Raw genomic sequence first — 16,126 nt, forward strand, 5'->3', positions numbered from 1 at the left:
TCGCCGGACGCAGGCGTGAGCCGTCCTCCGGCGCGCCCAGTCCCCTTCTCAGGAGTCACCGTGAGCTTGATCGTGCAGAAATTCGGCGGGTCGTCCGTCGCCGATGCCGAGAGCATCAAGCGCGTCGCCAAGCGCATCGTCGAGACGCGCAAGGCCGGCAACGACGTCGTCGTGGCCGTCAGCGCGATGGGCGACACCACCGACGAGTTGCTCGACCTGGCCAACGAGGTCAGTCCGCTCCCCGGCGGCCGCGAGCTCGACATGCTGCTCACCGCGGGCGAGCGCATCAGCATGGCCCTGCTCGCCATGGCGATCCGCAGCCTGGGCGTCGAGGCCCGCTCGTACACCGGCAGCCAGGCCGGCATGATCACCGACGCCCAGCACGGCAAGGCCCGCATCGTCGACGTGACACCCGGCCGGGTGCGCGACGCCCTCGACGCCGGGTACGTGGCCATCGTCGCCGGCTTCCAGGGGTTCAACCGATCCACGGGTGACATCACGACCCTCGGTCGAGGTGGCTCCGACACGACCGCCGTCGCCCTCGCGGCGGCGCTCGACGCCGACGTGTGCGAGATCTACACCGACGTCGACGGCGTCTTCACGGCCGACCCGCGCGTCGTGCCCAAGGCCCGAAAGCTCGACCGCGTCACGAGCGAAGAGATGCTCGAGCTCGCCGCCGCCGGGTCGAAGGTGCTCTACATCCGTGCCGTCGAGTACGCCCGGCGTCACGGGGTCACCCTGCACGTCCGCTCGTCGTTCAACAACAACGAGGGCACGCTCGTCGTCAACCCGAAAGAGGGAGAGAACGTGGAAGAACCCATCATCAGCGGGGTCGCGGGCGACCTCAGCGAGGGCAAGATCACCGTCGTCGGCGTCCCCGACGTGCCGGGCAAGGCCGCCCAGATCTTCCGCACGGTCGCCAAGACCGGCGCCAACATCGACATGATCGTGCAGAACGTGTCGGCGGCGTCGACCAGCCGCACCGACATCTCGTTCACCCTGCCGAAGTCCGAGGGCGCCGTCGTGCTCCAGGCCCTCGAGTCGGACCGCTCCGAGATCGGCTTCGAGTCGCTGCAGTACGACGACCAGATCGGCAAGCTCGCGCTCGTCGGTGCGGGCATGCGCACCAACGCCGGCGTCTCGGCGCGACTGTTCACGGCCCTCTTCGAGGCCGGCATCAACATCGAGATGATCTCGACCAGCGAGATCCGCATCTCGGTGGTCACCCGGGCCGACACCCTGAACGACGCACTCCGCGTCGTCCACACGGCCTTCGGTCTCGACGCCGAGGTCGACGCGGTCGTCCACGGCGGCACCGGCCGCTGACGCGACCCGGTCCTCGACCAGGAGGCGCGCGCGGCTCTCGCACCGCGCCTCCCGACCCTGCTCCCGCCGTTCCGCGGCCTGCACCACCGAACCCGGCACCACCGAACCCTGCACCACCGAACCCCCAGGAGGCACCCATGGCCGAAGGACTGCGCGTCGGCGTGATCGGCGCGACCGGACAGGTCGGCAAGGTCATGCGCACGCTGCTCGACGAGCGCGACTTCCCGGTCGCCGAGATCCGCTTCTTCGCCACCGCCCGGTCGGCGGGCACGACCCTGCCCTTCCGCGGGGTCGAGATCGTCGTCGAGGACATCGAGACGGCCGATCCCGCCGGTCTCGACATCGCCCTCTTCTCGGCCGGCGCCACGGGATCGCGGGCCCACGCCCCGCGGTTCGCCGCGGCCGGTGCGCTCGTCATCGACAACTCGAGCGCTTGGCGCATGGACCCCGAGGTGCCCTTGGTGGTCAGCGAGGTGAACCCCCACGCCCTGCGCGAGGCGGTGAAGGGCATCGTGGCCAACCCCAACTGCACGACCATGGCGGCCATGCCCGTGCTGAAGGTGCTCGACACCGAGGCCACCCTGCAGCGTCTGATCGTCAGCACCTACCAGGCCGTGTCGGGCAGCGGCCTCGCCGGCGCCGACGAGCTGCTGCAGCAGACCCGCGCCGCGATCGAGGGCGACACCATCGGCCTCGTGCACGACGGTCGCGCGGTCGACCTGCCCGAACCGGTGAAGTACGTCCGTCCCATCGCCTTCGACGTCATCCCGCTCGCGGGCAGCATCGTCGACGACGGCACGAACGAGACCGACGAAGAGAAGAAGCTGCGCAACGAGAGCCGCAAGATCCTCGAGCGCCCCGACCTGCTGGTCAGCGGCACGTGCGTCCGCGTGCCGGTCTTCACGGGGCACTCGCTCTCGATCAACGCCGAGTTCGCCTCGGACATCACGGTGGAGCGCGCCGAAGAACTGCTGCGCGACGCCCCCGGGGTGGTCCTCACCGACGTCCCGACCCCGCTCGAGGCGGCGGGAGCCGACCCGAGCTTCGTCGGCCGCATCCGTCACGACGAGGGCGTCCCCGGCCACCGTGGGCTCGCGCTCTTCATCAGCAACGACAACCTCCGCAAGGGTGCGGCGCTGAACGCCGTGCAGATCGCCGAGCTCGTCGCCGCCGAGCGCGCCGTCGCCTGATCCCTCGGTGCCGGCCACCTGAGGCCGGTGACGCGACGCACCCCGGTCTCTCGGCATCGAGACACCGGGGTGTCGTCGTCCGGTGGTCACCCGGGGTCGCCGAGGGGGCGGGCCTAGACTGACCTCGTGACCGATGCGAAGAAGCCCGTCGACGTAGCCCTCATCGGGGCAGGCATCATGAGTGCCACCCTCGGTGCCATGATCAAGCAGCTCGAGCCGAGCTGGACGATCCAGATCTACGAGGCGCTGGGCGACGTCGCCCTCGAGTCGAGCAACCCCTGGAACAACGCGGGCACGGGTCACTCCGCCCTCTGCGAGCTCAACTACACGCCCGAACGGTCCGACGGCACGATCGACACCTCGAGCGCCGTCAAGGTCAACGAGCAGTTCCAGGTCTCGCGACAGTTCTGGTCGTTCCTCGTGGCCGAGGGGGCCCTGCCGCAGCCCGACGCCTTCATCAACTCGACCCCGCACATGAGCTTCGTCTGGGGTGAGAAGAACGTCGAGTACCTCCGCAAGCGACACGAGGCACTGCGTGAGCACCCGCTGTTCCAGGGGCTCGAGTTCAGCACCGACTCGTCCGTCATCCGGTCGTGGGCACCGGTCCTGATCCCGGGTCGGGCGAAGGGGCAGCCGATCGCGGCGACGCGCATCGCCGCCGGAACGGACGTCGACTTCGGGTCGCTCACGCGCCTCCTCCTCACGTACCTGCAGGGCGAGGGGGCCCTGCTCGAGGTCGACCACCGCGTCACGAACCTCACGAAGCTCGCCGACGGCACGTGGCGGGTGGCCCTCCGCAAGCAGGTCGGTGGCACGCCGACGACCGTGGACGCACGCTTCGTGTTCGTCGGCGCCGGCGGCGGCGCACTGCACCTGCTGCAGAAGTCGGGCATCGACGAGATCAAGGGCTTCGGCGGGTTCCCGGTCAGTGGTGAGTTCCTCCGCTGCGACGATCCTGCGATCGTCGGCAAGCACCAGGCCAAGGTCTACGGCAAGGCCGCCGTCGGCTCGCCCCCGATGTCGGTCCCGCACCTCGACACCCGCGTCGTCGACGGGCAGGCCAGCCTGATGTTCGGGCCCTATGCCGGCTTCAGCCCGAAGTTCCTCAAGCACGGTTCGATGTTCGACCTGTTCGCCTCGATCCGTGCCCACAACCTGTACCCGATGATCCGCGCCGGGCTCGCCAACCTCTCGCTGGTCAAGTACCTCGTGGGGCAGCTCGCGGCGAGCAAGCAGACCAAGTTCGAGGCGCTCCGCGAGTTCATGCCCGACGCCGATCCGAAGGACTGGTACCGCATCACCGCCGGCCAGCGGGTGCAGGTCATCAAGAAGGACCGCAAGAAGGGCGGGGTGCTGCAGTTCGGCACCGAGGTGATCACGGCGGCCGACGGCACCATCGCGGGTCTGCTCGGCGCGTCCCCGGGGGCGTCCACGGCCGTGCCGATCATGCTCAGCGTGCTCGAGCGGTGCTTCCCCGACCGCATCGCGGCATGGAAGCCGCGACTGAACGCGATGATCCCGACCTACGGCGACGACCTCTCGTCCGACGAGCGGCGGGCCGCGTCGACCATCGGGGCGACCGCCGAGGCGCTGCACATCCACGCCTAGGCCCGGTGCCGGGCCGCGCGACCCCGCACGGCACGCCCCGGGTTGACCCCCATTCGAACATGTGTTCGAATGGGGGCATGCGATGGTCCGAGCAAGCGGTCGACACCGAGAACGCCTCGGCGCTGCCCGGTCTGGCGCGACTGAACAACCTGATCACCTCCGTCACGACGCCCGAGTTCGCGGGGGTCACGTTCCACGAGGTGGTCGCCAAGAGTGCTCTCAACCGCGTCCCGGGTGGCGACTCGACTCTGCCCTTCGGATGGACGATCAATCCCTACCGCGGCTGCAGCCACGCCTGCGTGTACTGCTTCGCCCGCCCCACCCACGAGTACCTCGACCTCGACGGCGGCGACGACTTCGACCGCCAGATCGTCGTCAAGGTGAACGTCGCCGAGGTGCTCGCCCGCGAACTCCACCGTCCGACGTGGCAGCACCACCCGGTCGCTCTCGGCACCAACACCGACCCCTATCAGCGTGCCGAGGGTCGGTACCGGCTCATGCCCGGCATCATCGCCGCCCTCGCCGACTCGGGCACCCCCTTCAGCATCTTGACGAAGGGCACGTTGTTGCGGCGCGACCTGCCCCTGCTCGCGGAGGCGGCACAGCACGTGCCCGTCGACCTGGCCATGTCGATCGCCGTCTACGACGACGACCTGCAGCAGTCGGTCGAGCCGGGCACGCCGACGACCGCGGCCCGCCTGGCCACCGTCTCGGCGGCCCGCGAGCTGGGGTTGTCCTGCTCGGTCTTCATGATGCCCGTGCTGCCGTACCTCACCGACGGGCTCGACCACCTGCACGCAGCGCTCGCGGCCGTCCGCGACTCGGGTGCCTCGAGCGTCATGTACAGCGCCTTGCATCTCAAGCCCGGGGTCAAAGAATGGTGGTTCGCCTGGCTCGAACGTGAGCACCCCGAGCTCGTGGTCAAATACCGCGCGCTCTACGCCCAGGGCACCTACGCACCGACGGGCTACCGCTCGTGGCTGGCCGCACGTCTGCGGCCCCTGTTGCGCGAGTACGGCCTCGAGAAGGGGCAGGCCGACCCGTCCACGGGGTCGATGCGCTCCGCGGCGCTCGACGACAGCGCGCGCTCCCTGCGACTCATGGGGCTGAACGGTACCGGCACGGCAGCCACCGGCGCCCTTCCTGGCGCCCCCGATCTGACGGTCGGTACCGGTGGCTCCTCCGTTCCCCGGGCCCTCATCGCCCACGAACTGCCCGGTGGGGCACGGTCGCAGCCGCGACTGTTCTGAGCCTGCGAGAGTTCAGGGCCGTCGGGCCGTCGGGCCGTCGGGCCGTCGGGCCGTCGGGCCCTCGGGTCGGCGGGCCACGGTGCCCATGGTGTCGCCCCTTCGCCGAGGGGAACGGGGCACAAAACGAACCACCTGCCCGCCCTTCCTCGTCGATGGCCCCACATGTCGGGGTACAGCCCGGGTCCGCCTTCTGCCATGATCTCTCCTGACCCGAACGAGCCGAGGAGGCCGCATGCTGCTCGGCCTCCCCGCCCACCTCGCTCCCGCGGCCGTCGGCGACTCCGTGTCGAGGGCGTGTCACGCCATCGCGGCCACGGTCCTCGCGGCGGCGGCGGCCCTGTTGCTCGCGAAACAGGCCGCCACGCCCGATCTGCTCCTCTGGCCGGCCCTGGTCTCGCTCGTGCCCCTGGTCGTCCTTCTCGTCGTGGTCGAGCGCTCGCGTTCGACGACGGCCCATCTCGCCTACCTGATCGTCGGGACCGCAGCCCTGTACTGGTACGCCGTCACCCTCTTCTCGCAGGTGGCGGCCGTGCAGGCCTCGGACGCCTTCTCGCTCTCGCTGCCCAAGATCGCCCTCGTCATGGTCGGCAGCACCGCCGTCGGCCCTCGTCGAGGTCTCCTCTGGTCGGCCGCGGGTTACGCGGCGGGCGAGCTCGCCACGCAGCTGGCGACGTGGCACACGGGCGCCTCCCTCCGGCTCGACGTCACCGCGCTGCTGGCGTTCGTCCTCGTGGCCGTGGTGACGGGCCATGCCGAGGTGTCGCGGGGACGTGCCCGCGAGGCCCAGCCCCGGCTGCACCGAGCGGCGCTCGAGCAGCAGGTCCAGGGCATCCGCGTCGACATCGAGCAGCAGGCGGCCGCCCTGGTCCACGACACGATCCTCGGGCACCTCGCCGCCCTGGCGACCACCCGTCCCGGAGCCCTGCCGCCCGAGACCGCCCGGTCGATCGCGGCCGACCTCGAGGTGCTCGTGGGGCGGGACTGGCTCTCGCCGGGCTCCGTGCCGCCCGAGGTCGCCGTGAGGGCCGCGGACGCCTGGGAGCGCAGCCGACTGCACGCGGCCGTCGAGCAGTCCCGGTCGGGCGGTCTCGAGGTCGCCGTGACGGGTGACGTCTCGGCGGTCGGTCGCCTCGATCCGGTCACCGGGGACGCCCTCGGTCTGGCCGTCGCGCAGTGCCTCGTCAACGTGGGTCGCCACAGCGGAGCCGACCGGGCCGAGCTCGTCGTCTTCGGCGACGGCACCGACCTGACCGTGATGGTGATCGACGACGGCGTCGGCTTCGACCCGGCTGCGGTGGCCCCCGACCGTCTCGGCCTGACGGCGTCCGTCGAGGCGCGTCTCGCACGCGTCGACGGTCACGTGCAGATCTGGTCGTCCCCCGGCAGCGGCACGTCGATCGTCCTGCGGGTCCCGTTCGCCGTCACGGCGCCGGTCGTCGTCGCCGACGACGGGGTGCCCGCATGACCCTCGCCGCCCCTCCTCGTCCCGGCGGCCGGGCCTCCGGTCGGTCTCCTCAACAGGTCGACCCCCTCGGCGCCCTGGCGGCCCGACCGATCACCCTCGGGGCGGCCCTCGCCGCATGGCTCGTCGCCGTCGTCGACACGCTCCTGCGGGCCTCCGACGTGTCCTCACCCTGGGCCGCGGCGGGCGCGCTCGTCGCCGTCGCCGCGGGGGGCGTCGTGCTCGTCGTGTCGGCCGCGCCCCTCCGGGCGCCGTTCGGTTCCGCGGCGCTCTGGGGCGTCGCGGGGGCGTGTGCGGCGGCGGGAGTCCTGTCCGCCCTGGCCACCGCCGGCAGCAACCCCTTCGTGAGGGACGACTGGGCGGGGATCGCCTCGGGGGTCCTCCTGCTCGGAGTCGCCCCGTACCGCTCGGCGCGGGAGATCCTCGCCGCCGGAGGTGCCGTGGCCGTGGTCCTCGCCGTCGTGGTCCTGGTCGAGGCCCCGGGTTTCGTCACGCCCGTGCCCACCGCGTCGTACGTCGTGGTCGCCCTCACGCCGTTGCTCGCCCTGACGGTCGCCGCGGCGACCTTCTCGAACGTCTTCGTCGCGCACGTCGAGGGGTGGGTGTCCCGAGCCACGGGATTCCGCAGAGCCAGCACCGACGACCTGAGGGTGACCCTCGCCCGGTCGGTCCAGCAGGACCGCGTCACCGTGCTCAACCGCGAGGTCGTGCCGTTCTTCGCGCGCCTCGTCGCCTCCGGTCGGATCGGCGAGGAGGACGCCGACGAGGCACGGCGCGTCGCCGACTCGTTGCGCGCCTCCTTGGTGGCCGACGCCGACGCGACGTGGCTGGCCCGGCGTCTCGCCGCGCCCGGCCGCCGGGTGCCGACCGAGGTCGTCGACCCCGATCGACTCGCCGACCGCCTGGGCCCGGAGCACCGCACCGCGCTCTGGGCGCTCTTCGCGGCGGTGGACGACGTCGAGGTCGTCGAGGCTCGCTCGCTCCGGGTCGTGCTCGAGGCCGTGGAGGCGCGGGTCGACATCGCGATCGACCTCGCGTTCGGGTCGTCGGCCGCCGCCGCGCGACGGTCGCTCGCCCCCTGTCTGACCGTGCTCCGCCTCGTCTCGGGCGACCTGCGGGTCGACCGGGCACCCTCGCATCTGACACTAAGGTTTTCTTATGACCAGCACTGAGTCGAGCGGTCGCTCGTCCCAACGTCCGGGCTTCGGGAGGCCCGTCGCAGCACCCTCGTGGGCCACCGTCGGCCCGGGGTCCGACGCACCGCCCGCCCGTCGCGTCCGGCTCGCCATCCTCGACGACCACGAGGTGCTGCTCGACAGCCTGAGCAGCTGGATCAACGTGAACGCCTACGACTTCGACCTCGTCCTCACGGCGCACACCTGGCTGCAGCTGGTGCACAGCGACAACTTCCCGACCGACCTCGTCTTCCTCGACTTCCAGTTGAAAGAGCCCGTCTCGATCGAGGCCCGGGTGCGTACCTGCCGGGCTGCCGGGGCCAAGGTCGTCGTCCTGTCGAGCCTCGACACTCGCGAGTCGCGCGAACGTGCCCTCGAGGCGGGGGCGTCGGCCTTCTTGTCGAAGACCCTGCCGATGCGCGAGGTGATGGACGCCGCCCGCCAGGTCATGGGGGTCGCCCGTGACAACTCGCCTCAGCGCGACTGGCGTCCGCTCCCGGCCGGTGCCGCGAACCAGACCAGGCCCAAGCTCAGCGCCGGCGAGGCCGAGGCGTTCCGGTTGTACGTCTCGGGTTTCAGCACCAACGAGGTCGCTGCTCAGATGAACGTCCAGTACGAGACGGCGAAGACGTTCCTCCGTCGGGTGCGCGAGAAGTACGCCAAGGCCAACCGACCGGCCAGCAAGAAGTCCGAGCTCATCCGTCGGGCGGCCGAAGACGGTTACCTCCAGTAGTGGCCAAGCTCTACTTCCGCTACGGCGCGATGAACAGCGGCAAGAGCACGGCTCTGCTGCAGGCCGCCTACAACTACGAAGAACGCGGTCAGCGTGTGCTGCTGGCCAAACCGGGTGTCGACACCAAGGGCGACGACGCCATCGTCTCGCGGTTGGGAGTCACCCGGGCCGCGGACGTCACCTTCGCCCCCGACGACGAGGTGCGGCAGGTCTTCCTGGCCCGACGTGACGCCGTCCGCGACGAGACGGGCTCGAGTCTCGCCTGCCTGCTGGTCGACGAGGCGCAGTTCCTGGCCCCGCACCAGATCGACGACCTCCTGCGCATCGCGATCCTCGACGACGTCCCGGTGCTGGCCTACGGCATCCGGACGGACTTCCGCACGGTGGCCTTCCCCGGCAGCCGCCGGCTGCTCGAGGTGGCGCACTCGCTCGAAGAGCTCAAAACGATTTGCCGCTGCGGTCGCAAGGCGGTCTTCACGGCGCGTACGGTCGGTGACCGGTTCGTGTTCGACGGCGACCAGGTCGCGATCGACGGCCAGCAGGTGACGTACGAGTCGCTCTGCGGTGCGTGCTACCTCGCCGAGTCCGGCGGCCGCCTCGCCTGACCCCGGATGTCCCCGAAGGGGGAACCATCTGCTGTGTCGCCCGAAGGGCGAACCAACAAGCACAGAAAATCAAATGGCCCCACCCGAGGGTGGAGCCATTTGCCGTGTCGCCCGAAGGGCGAACCGATGAACACAAAGAAATTGGCTCCACCCGAAGATGGGGCCAAGACGTGTCGCCCGAAGGGCGAACCAACAAGCACAGAAAATCAAATGGCTCCACCCGAGGGTGGAGCCATTTGCCGTGTCGCCCGAAGGGCGAACCGATTAACACAAAGAAATTGGCTCCACCCGAAGGTGGAGCCAATTTCTTGTCGGGGTAGCGGGATTCGAACCCACGACCTCCTCGTCCCGAACGAGGCGCGCTACCAAGCTGCGCCACACCCCGATGTCTTCGCGTTCTCACGTGAAGCAACCTGACAAGAATAGCCCATGTTCGGGCCTGCTCGTGTCACTCGGGTGGAGCTCAGGCCGTGAGGGTCACGATCACGGCTTCGGGCCGGCACGAGAACCGGACGGGGGCGTAGATCGAGGTGCCCAGGCCGGCCGAGATCTCGAGGTGTGCGGTCTTGCGGGCATGGCTCCAGGTCGTCAGTCCGCTGACCTTGCTGCGAGGCAGGTCGCAGTTGGTGACGAGCGCCCCGTAGCCGGGCACCTGCACCTGTCCACCGTGCGTGTGACCGCCGAAGATGACGTCCGCACCGTTGTTGACGAACGAGTTGAGCACGCGCTGGTAAGGAGCGTGGGTGACGCCGATGCTGATGGGGTCGGGCCCGCCGCGATCGTCCTGCCAACCGACGTTCTCGCGGAGGTCGTCGAGGGCGCCGGGGATGCGGTCCAGACGGTCCCACCCGCGGTGTGCGTCGTTGACACCGAACAGTTCGAGTCGCGAGCCCCGCAGCTCGAGCGCTCGTGCCCTGTTGTTCAGGTCGAGCCAGCCGAGCTGGTCGGTGAAGAACGACTGCATGCGGTCGATGTCGAGGTCGACCGGCGCGCGGTGGGCCTTGCTCGGCCCGCCGAAGTAGGCCAGGGGGTTCTTGGGGGAGGGGCCGTAGTAGTCGTTGGAGCCGTTCACGAAGACCCCGGGGACTCCGCGGAAGGGTTCGAGCGCGTATTCGAGAGCGGTGTGGGCGTCCTCGTGACCGATGTTGTCGCCGGTGTTGACGATGAGATCGGGCTCGAGCACGGCGAGACCCCGGACCCATTCCTGCTTCTCGGACTGCCAGGGGGCGAGGTGCAGGTCGGACAGGTGCAGGATCGTGAGCGTCCGCGAGCCGGGTTCGAGGACGGGCAACACCTCGTGCCGCACCGTGAACCGGTTGCGCTCGACGAAGACGCCCCATGCCAGTGCTCCGAGGCCGACGGCCGCGCCCGCTGCTGCGGTCACGGCCGTCGTCTGGAGGGCGCTCGGCCCACCGGTGGTTCGTGGGCTCACGCGCAGTTGCCCGGGTCGTTGCCGTCCTTGTCGCCGTAGACCGTCAGCCCGATGGCCGAGTCCTTGGCGACGGACGTGTTGGCAGCGGGATTCGTGGACGCGACCTGGCAGGCGTTCTTCCCGTCTCCGGGGGTGAATCCCGCGATCGACACCTTGGACGTGTCGAAGCCGGCACCACCGATCGACTTGACGGCGTCGCCCACCTTCTGCCGCGTCACGTCGGGGACAGCGGCGGCACCGCTGCCGTCACTCGTGAAGACCTTGACGGTCGTGCCCTTCGACACGACGGTGCCGAAGGCGGGGTCCGAACCGATGACCTGACCGGCAGGCAGAGCCGACGGCTGGGTGCCGCCGTCCTCGTACGCCAGGGACACGCCTCTCAGCAGCGCCTGGGCCGCCGACGGGGTCGTGCCTGCCATGTCGGGGACGGCCACGCCCGAGCCGCGGAGGACAGCTCCCGAGGCGTCCCCGAAGGCGGTCCCCGGGTACACCGTGTTGTTCACGGTCTGAACGGCCTTGAAGTACTGCGGTCGGGCGTTCGCGTAGCTGCCGAAGCGGCTCTGGTTCGGTGACGTCACCGTGCGGAGGCTCTTCTTGCCACCGTCGGCGTTGCCCTGCCAGACCACCGTGGCGAGCTTCGTCGTGGCGCCGGCGATCCAGATCTGGTCCTTGGCGTCGGTGGTTCCGGTCTTGCCGATCTCGGGGTACCCGTCGGCGGGCAGACCGCCGACGGCGGTACCGTTCCGCCACAGTCCCTGCATGGCGACGGCAGCGGCCGCGGCGACCTGGGGGTCGACCGCCTGGTTGCAGGACTGGGGCTGACCACCGAGGTCGGCTCCGTTGGCGTCCTTGATGTTGTCGACGATGATCGGCGCGCAGTAGGTGCCGCCCGAGGCGATGCCGGCATAGGCCGCAGCCATCGTCAGGGGCGCGATCTCGTCGGCCGAGCCGAGGATGGCGGACGCGTAGTCGTGCAGCGGAGCACCGTCGGCGCGGTGCACGCCGAGCTTCTTCGCCACGCCCTGGATGTCGGCGATGTCGAGCTTCTCCGCCATGGCGGCGTAAGCCGTGTTCATCGACTTCGCGGTGGCGTCGGCGACGCTCATCTGGCCGGGCTGTTCGCCCGCGTCGTTCTTCGGCGAGTACTTGTTGCCACGGCTGCCGTTGATCGTCATGTTGAACGTCCGGGGCTTGGCGTTCACCGACTCGTAGATTCCGTGGCCCTGTTCGATCCAGTCGATCAGCGTGAACGGCTTGTAGGTCGATCCGGGCTGGAATCCGCCCGATCCGCCGTAGTCGTAGTCCGTGCTGTAGTTGACCGAGGTCAGCGTCGGGTCAGGACTCACGACCTCGGAGAAGGCCGTGTTCTGCGCCATCACGATGACGCGGCCCGTCCCGGCCTCGACGGAGTCCACGACGCTGCCGAGCTTCAGGCGGCTCTCGGACGCCGGAGCGAATTTGTCGATCTGTGCCTTGGCGTTCTCGGTCAGGTCGAGGTTCAGGGTCGTGTAGACGCTGTAGCCGCCGGTGTTCCAGTTGGCCTGGCGTTCCTCGGGCGTGGAGCCGAGGACGGCCAGGTCCTTGATGCTCTTCTTCACGTAGTCGCAGAAGTACGCCGCCGAGGCGACGGTCACGGCGCCGCAGCCCTGGGTGGGCGCCGTCAACACGACGTAGCTCTCGACCGGGGTGGCGAGGGAGGCATCGGCCGTCGCCTGGTCGATGTCCTTCTCGGCCAGCATCGACTTGATGATGACGTCGCGCCGGGCCTTGTTGGCCGGGTACTTCTCGGGCGTCGACATGTTGCGCGAGTCCGGGTACTGGACGATCGCGATGAGGCTCGCGGCCTCGGGGACGGTCAGGTCGGCGGCGCTCTTGTTGTAGTAGTGCTGTGCGGCGGCCTGCACGCCGTAGGTCTGGTCGCCGAAGTAGGCGATGTTGAGGTAGGCCAGCAGGATGTCGTCCTTGCTGTACTTCTTCTCGAGCCCGATCGCGAACTTCATCTCTTCGAGCTTGCGGTCGAGGGTCGTCGTGGTCGCCTCCTTGTAGGCGGCGTCACGCTCGTCCGCGGTCGGCAGCTGCTGCGACTGCGCGATGCGGATGTTGCGGACGAGCTGCATCGTCAGGGTCGAGCCACCACCGCTCGCGCCGAGCTCGCCGGCCCCGGCCGAGCCGACTGCCGCGCGCACGAGGGAGGTCACGTCGACCCCGCCGTGCTCGTAGAAGCGCCGGTCCTCACCGGCGACGACGGCGGTCTTCAGGTTCTCGCTGACCTGGTCCCATTTGAGTTCGACGCGGTTCTCGCTGTAGAGGGTCGCGAAGGGCACCTGCTGCCCGCCCTGGCTCGCGTACAGCGTGTTGCGCTGCTGCAGCTTGCCGATCTCGATGTACTCGGGGATCGACTCGAAGACGCCGATCGAACTCGAGGCCGTCATGCCGGCGACCGCGATGGCCGGCGTCACGCCGATGGTCACCAGGAGGCCGGCCAGGACGCTGAAGCCGACGAATCCGAAGAGTGCCCCGATGGCGGACGTGGGCTTCGATTTTGGGGCAGACATAGGATCAGAGTAAGCGACATCGCTGATTTTCAAGCTGAACGGAAGCCGAAATGGTCCTTTGGGAGTACACGACGACGCCCCTGCTGGTGCACAACAGCACGGCGATCCTCAACAACTGGGGCTCCGACGGATGGGAACTCGTCCAGGTGACCCAGGGGCCCGAGGGCGGTCCCGTCGCGTGGCTCAAGCGCCCTCGGCAGGACGCCTGATGACGACGGTCGACGAGCGCCTGGCCGAGCTCGGTCTCGTCCTCCCTCCCGTCGCGGCACCCGCGGGCTCGTACGTCCCGGCCCTCCGCACGGGGTCGCTCGTCTACACCGCGGGTCAACTGCCGTTCGTCGACGGGCGGCTGCCGACCACGGGCAAGGTGGGTGAGGGTCACGGGCTGGTCGAGCCCGCCGACGCGCAGGCGATGGCCGCGACCTGCGTGCTGAACGCCCTCGCCGCTGCGGCGACGGTGCTCGATTCGCTCGACGACGTCGTCCGCGTCGTCAAGCTGACCGGTTTCGTCGCCTCCGATCCCGACTTCTCCGGCCAGCCCGGGGTGATCAACGGCGCGTCCGACCTCCTCGGGCAGATCTTCGGCGTGGCCGGGCGTCACGCCCGAAGTGCCGTGGGGGTCGCGGTGTTGCCGCTCGACTCGCCCGTCGAGGTCGAGCTCGTCCTCGAGGTCCGCTGACGCGCCTCCTCGTCCGGTCACGACGACGGCCCCTCCTCTCGACGAGGAGGGGCCGTCGTCGTGCCGGGGTCAGCGCATCTCGGCGGTGATCACCGACATGACCGACGTGTCCGCCAGCGTGGTCGTGTCGCCGACCTCGCGGCCCTCCGCCACGTCCCTCAGCAGGCGGCGCATGATCTTGCCCGAGCGCGTCTTCGGCAGCTCGTCGACGAGCACGACGGTGCGCGGACGCGCGATCGCGCCGATCTGGTGGGCGACGTGCGCACGCAACGCGGCCACCGCCTCCTCGGGTGTCTGCGTGGTCTTCGCCTTGTTCCGCAGGATGACGAATGCCACGACCGCCTGACCGGTGGTCTCGTCGGCCGCACCGACGACCGCGGACTCGGCGACGATCGGGTGCGACACCAGGGCCGACTCGATCTCGGCGGTCGACAGGCGGTGACCCGAGACGTTCATCACGTCGTCGACGCGGCCCAGCAGCCAGATGTCGCCGTCCTCGTCGCGGCGGGCGCCGTCTCCGGCGAAGTAGCGGTCGCCGAAGCGGCTCCAGTACGTCTCGACGTAGCGGTCGGGATCGCCCCAGATGCCCCGCAACATCGACGGCCAGGGCTCGGAGACGACCAGCAGGCCGCTCTCGCCGTTCGCCACGGGAGTGCCGTGGTCGTCGACCACGTCCACCGAGATGCCCGGCAGGGGGGTCTGGGCCGACCCGGGTTTGGTGGTCGTGACGCCGGGCAGCGGCGAGATCATCTGCGCTCCCGTCTCGGTCTGCCACCACGTGTCGACGATGGGCGTGCGGCCGGAGCCGATCACCTCGCGGAACCACAGCCAGGCCTCCGGGTTGATTGGCTCGCCGACCGACCCGAGGAGGCGCAACGACGTGAGGTCGCGGGCCCCCGGGATCTCCCTCCCGGACTTCATGAAGCCCCGGATGGCCGTCGGGGCGGTGTAGAAGATCGTCACGCCGTACTTCTCGACGAGGTCCCACCAGCGGCCCGGCGCAGGGAAGTCGGGGGTGCCCTCGTAGAGCACCTGCGTCGCGCCGTTGGCCAGCGGGCCGTAGACGACGTAGCTGTGCCCGGTGATCCACCCGACGTCCGCCGTGCACCAGTAGACGTCGGTCTCGGGACGCAGATCGAAGACGACTGAGTGCGTGTAGGCGACCTGGGTGAGGTAGCCGCCCGAGGTGTGCAGGATGCCCTTGGGCTTCCCGGTCGTGCCGCTCGTGTAGAGGATGAAGAGCGGGTGCTCGGCCTCGAAGGGTTCGGCGACGTGCTCGTCGTCGACGGTCTCGATCGCGTCGTGCCACCAGACGTCGCGGCCGTCGGTCCACTCGACGTCGTTGCCGCCCCGCCGGACGACGAGGACGTGCTCGACCGTGGAGTCGCCGTCCACCGCCAGGGCCTCGTCGACGGCGGCCTTGAGGGGGGAGACCGCCCCCTTGCGCCAGCCGCCGTCCGCCGTGACGACCAGGCGGGCTCCGGCGTCGTCGATGCGCGCCCGCAGGCTCTCGGCGCTGAAGCCGCCGAAGACGACGGAGTGGACGGCTCCGATCCGGGCCACGGCCAGCATGGTGACCACGGCCTCGGGGATCTGCGGCAGGTAGACGACGACGCGGTCCCCGGCCCGCACGCCGAGCGACAGCAGCAGGTTCGCCGCGCGCTTGACCTCGTGGGTCAGTTCGGCGTAGGTCAGCGAGCGGGCGTCGCCGGGCTCGCCCTCCCAGTGCAGCGCGACGCGATCACCGTGTCCGGCCTCGACATGCCGGTCCAGGCAGTTGTAGGCGACGTTGAGCGTGCCGTCGGCGAACCATCGGGCGAAGGGCGCGTCCGACCAGTCGAGCGTCTCGGTCGGGACCCGGGACCAGGTGAGCCGTTCGCGGGCCTGGTCGCCCCAGAAGGCGAGGCGGTCGGCAGCGGCTCGTCCGGCGAGGTCGGAGCCGGCGACGGCCGTCCGGACGAAGTCGGCGGGCGGGGCGAAGGTGCGTCCTTCGGTGGGCTGGTCGTCGGTGCCGTCGAGCATCGGAAGTCCTCTCGCGTCGTTGCGTGAACCGCGGCACGGAGCCGCGCCGACGACCTTACTCCGCAGGCGACGCCGGGCAGGGGTGGACG

13 protein-coding genes and 1 tRNA gene are annotated in these 16,126 nt (G+C 70.0%); 10 read left to right on the plus strand and 4 right to left on the minus strand.

What is annotated here, in order from left to right:
- Positions 1 to 60 precede the first annotated feature (60 nt).
- The 8 genes from IFT88_RS06575 (at position 61) to IFT88_RS06610 (ending at position 9,349) form a co-directional block, all read left to right on the plus strand.
- Positions 61 to 1,326 carry an aspartate kinase gene (locus IFT88_RS06575; RefSeq protein WP_056225527.1) on the plus strand — a complete coding sequence of 422 codons (1,266 nt, stop codon included), beginning with the start codon at positions 61 to 63 and terminating at the stop codon, positions 1,324 to 1,326.
- 137 nt (positions 1,327 to 1,463) lie between these two features.
- Positions 1,464 to 2,516, plus strand: coding sequence for an aspartate-semialdehyde dehydrogenase (locus IFT88_RS06580; protein WP_043594784.1), 1,053 nt, complete (start codon positions 1,464 to 1,466; stop codon positions 2,514 to 2,516).
- 126 nt (positions 2,517 to 2,642) lie between these two features.
- Positions 2,643 to 4,124, plus strand: coding sequence for a malate:quinone oxidoreductase (locus IFT88_RS06585; RefSeq protein ID WP_082452238.1), 1,482 nt, complete (start codon positions 2,643 to 2,645; stop codon positions 4,122 to 4,124).
- 77 nt (positions 4,125 to 4,201) lie between these two features.
- Positions 4,202 to 5,374, plus strand: a complete 1,173-nt coding sequence (locus IFT88_RS06590) for an Rv2578c family radical SAM protein (RefSeq protein WP_192119627.1) — start codon at positions 4,202 to 4,204, stop codon at positions 5,372 to 5,374.
- A gap of 232 nt (positions 5,375 to 5,606) precedes the next feature.
- On the plus strand, positions 5,607 to 6,839 hold the full coding sequence (locus IFT88_RS06595) for a sensor histidine kinase (protein WP_043594785.1): 1,233 nt from the start codon (positions 5,607 to 5,609) through the stop codon (positions 6,837 to 6,839).
- Entirely contained in the window at positions 6,836 to 8,008 is a 1,173-nt protein-coding gene (locus IFT88_RS06600; protein ID WP_192119629.1) for a hypothetical protein, read from the plus strand. Before IFT88_RS06595 ends, IFT88_RS06600 begins: the two co-directional genes overlap by 4 nt.
- On the plus strand, positions 7,995 to 8,744 hold the full coding sequence (locus IFT88_RS06605; RefSeq protein WP_082059932.1) for a response regulator transcription factor: 750 nt from the start codon (positions 7,995 to 7,997) through the stop codon (positions 8,742 to 8,744). Before IFT88_RS06600 ends, IFT88_RS06605 begins: the two co-directional genes overlap by 14 nt.
- Positions 8,744 to 9,349: a thymidine kinase gene (locus tag IFT88_RS06610; RefSeq protein ID WP_043594787.1), complete on the plus strand. Its 606-nt coding sequence runs from the start codon at positions 8,744 to 8,746 to the stop codon at positions 9,347 to 9,349. Before IFT88_RS06605 ends, IFT88_RS06610 begins: the two co-directional genes overlap by 1 nt.
- Positions 9,350 to 9,660: 311 nt before the next feature.
- Here IFT88_RS06610 and IFT88_RS06615 read toward each other — a convergent pair.
- The 3 genes from IFT88_RS06615 to IFT88_RS06625 all read right to left on the minus strand — a co-directional run bounded on the left by IFT88_RS06615 (position 9,661) and on the right by IFT88_RS06625 (position 13,336).
- Positions 9,661 to 9,734, minus strand: a tRNA-Pro gene (locus IFT88_RS06615).
- Between the two features lie 78 nt (positions 9,735 to 9,812).
- Entirely contained in the window at positions 9,813 to 10,733 is a 921-nt protein-coding gene (locus tag IFT88_RS06620; protein ID WP_137846672.1) for a metallophosphoesterase, read from the minus strand.
- Positions 10,734 to 10,777: 44 nt separating this feature from the next.
- Positions 10,778 to 13,336 (minus strand): transglycosylase domain-containing protein, encoded by a 2,559-nt coding sequence (locus tag IFT88_RS06625; protein WP_192119631.1) that lies wholly within the window; start codon positions 13,334 to 13,336, stop codon positions 10,778 to 10,780.
- 50 nt (positions 13,337 to 13,386) lie between these two features.
- Here IFT88_RS06625 and IFT88_RS06630 point away from each other — a divergent pair, with 50 nt between their 5' ends.
- Both IFT88_RS06630 and IFT88_RS06635 read left to right on the plus strand, forming a co-directional pair.
- A complete protein-coding gene (locus IFT88_RS06630) occupies positions 13,387 to 13,545 on the plus strand; it encodes a hypothetical protein (RefSeq protein ID WP_167599048.1) in 159 nt (52 codons plus the stop codon).
- Positions 13,545 to 14,015: a RidA family protein gene (locus IFT88_RS06635; protein WP_192119633.1), complete on the plus strand. Its 471-nt coding sequence runs from the start codon at positions 13,545 to 13,547 to the stop codon at positions 14,013 to 14,015. Before IFT88_RS06630 ends, IFT88_RS06635 begins: the two co-directional genes overlap by 1 nt.
- 69 nt (positions 14,016 to 14,084) lie before the next feature.
- On the opposite strand, the gene acs is transcribed toward IFT88_RS06635, so the two are convergent.
- A complete protein-coding gene (acs, locus tag IFT88_RS06640) occupies positions 14,085 to 16,037 on the minus strand; it encodes an acetate--CoA ligase (protein WP_192119635.1) in 1,953 nt (650 codons plus the stop codon).
- Positions 16,038 to 16,126 lie beyond the last annotated feature (89 nt).

Source organism: Frigoribacterium sp. CFBP 8751 (genome assembly GCF_014841545.1).
GTDB lineage: Bacteria > Actinomycetota > Actinomycetes > Actinomycetales > Microbacteriaceae > Frigoribacterium.

Bases quoted from the DNA above. Each gene is read 5' to 3' on its own strand.
- IFT88_RS06580 (WP_043594784.1), top strand. From the start codon at position 1,464: ATGGCCGAAGGACTGCGCGTCGGCGTGATCGGCGCGACCGGACAGGTC.
- IFT88_RS06590 (WP_192119627.1), top strand. From the start codon at position 4,202: ATGCGATGGTCCGAGCAAGCGGTCGACACCGAGAACGCCTCGGCGCTG.
- IFT88_RS06595 (WP_043594785.1), top strand. From the start codon at position 5,607: ATGCTGCTCGGCCTCCCCGCCCACCTCGCTCCCGCGGCCGTCGGCGAC.
- IFT88_RS06600 (WP_192119629.1), top strand. From the start codon at position 6,836: ATGACCCTCGCCGCCCCTCCTCGTCCCGGCGGCCGGGCCTCCGGTCGG.
- IFT88_RS06605 (WP_082059932.1), top strand. From the start codon at position 7,995: ATGACCAGCACTGAGTCGAGCGGTCGCTCGTCCCAACGTCCGGGCTTC.
- IFT88_RS06625 (WP_192119631.1), bottom strand. From the start codon at position 13,336: ATGTCTGCCCCAAAATCGAAGCCCACGTCCGCCATCGGGGCACTCTTC.
- IFT88_RS06630 (WP_167599048.1), top strand. From the start codon at position 13,387: ATGGTCCTTTGGGAGTACACGACGACGCCCCTGCTGGTGCACAACAGC.
- IFT88_RS06635 (WP_192119633.1), top strand. From the start codon at position 13,545: ATGACGACGGTCGACGAGCGCCTGGCCGAGCTCGGTCTCGTCCTCCCT.
- acs (WP_192119635.1), bottom strand. From the start codon at position 16,037: ATGCTCGACGGCACCGACGACCAGCCCACCGAAGGACGCACCTTCGCC.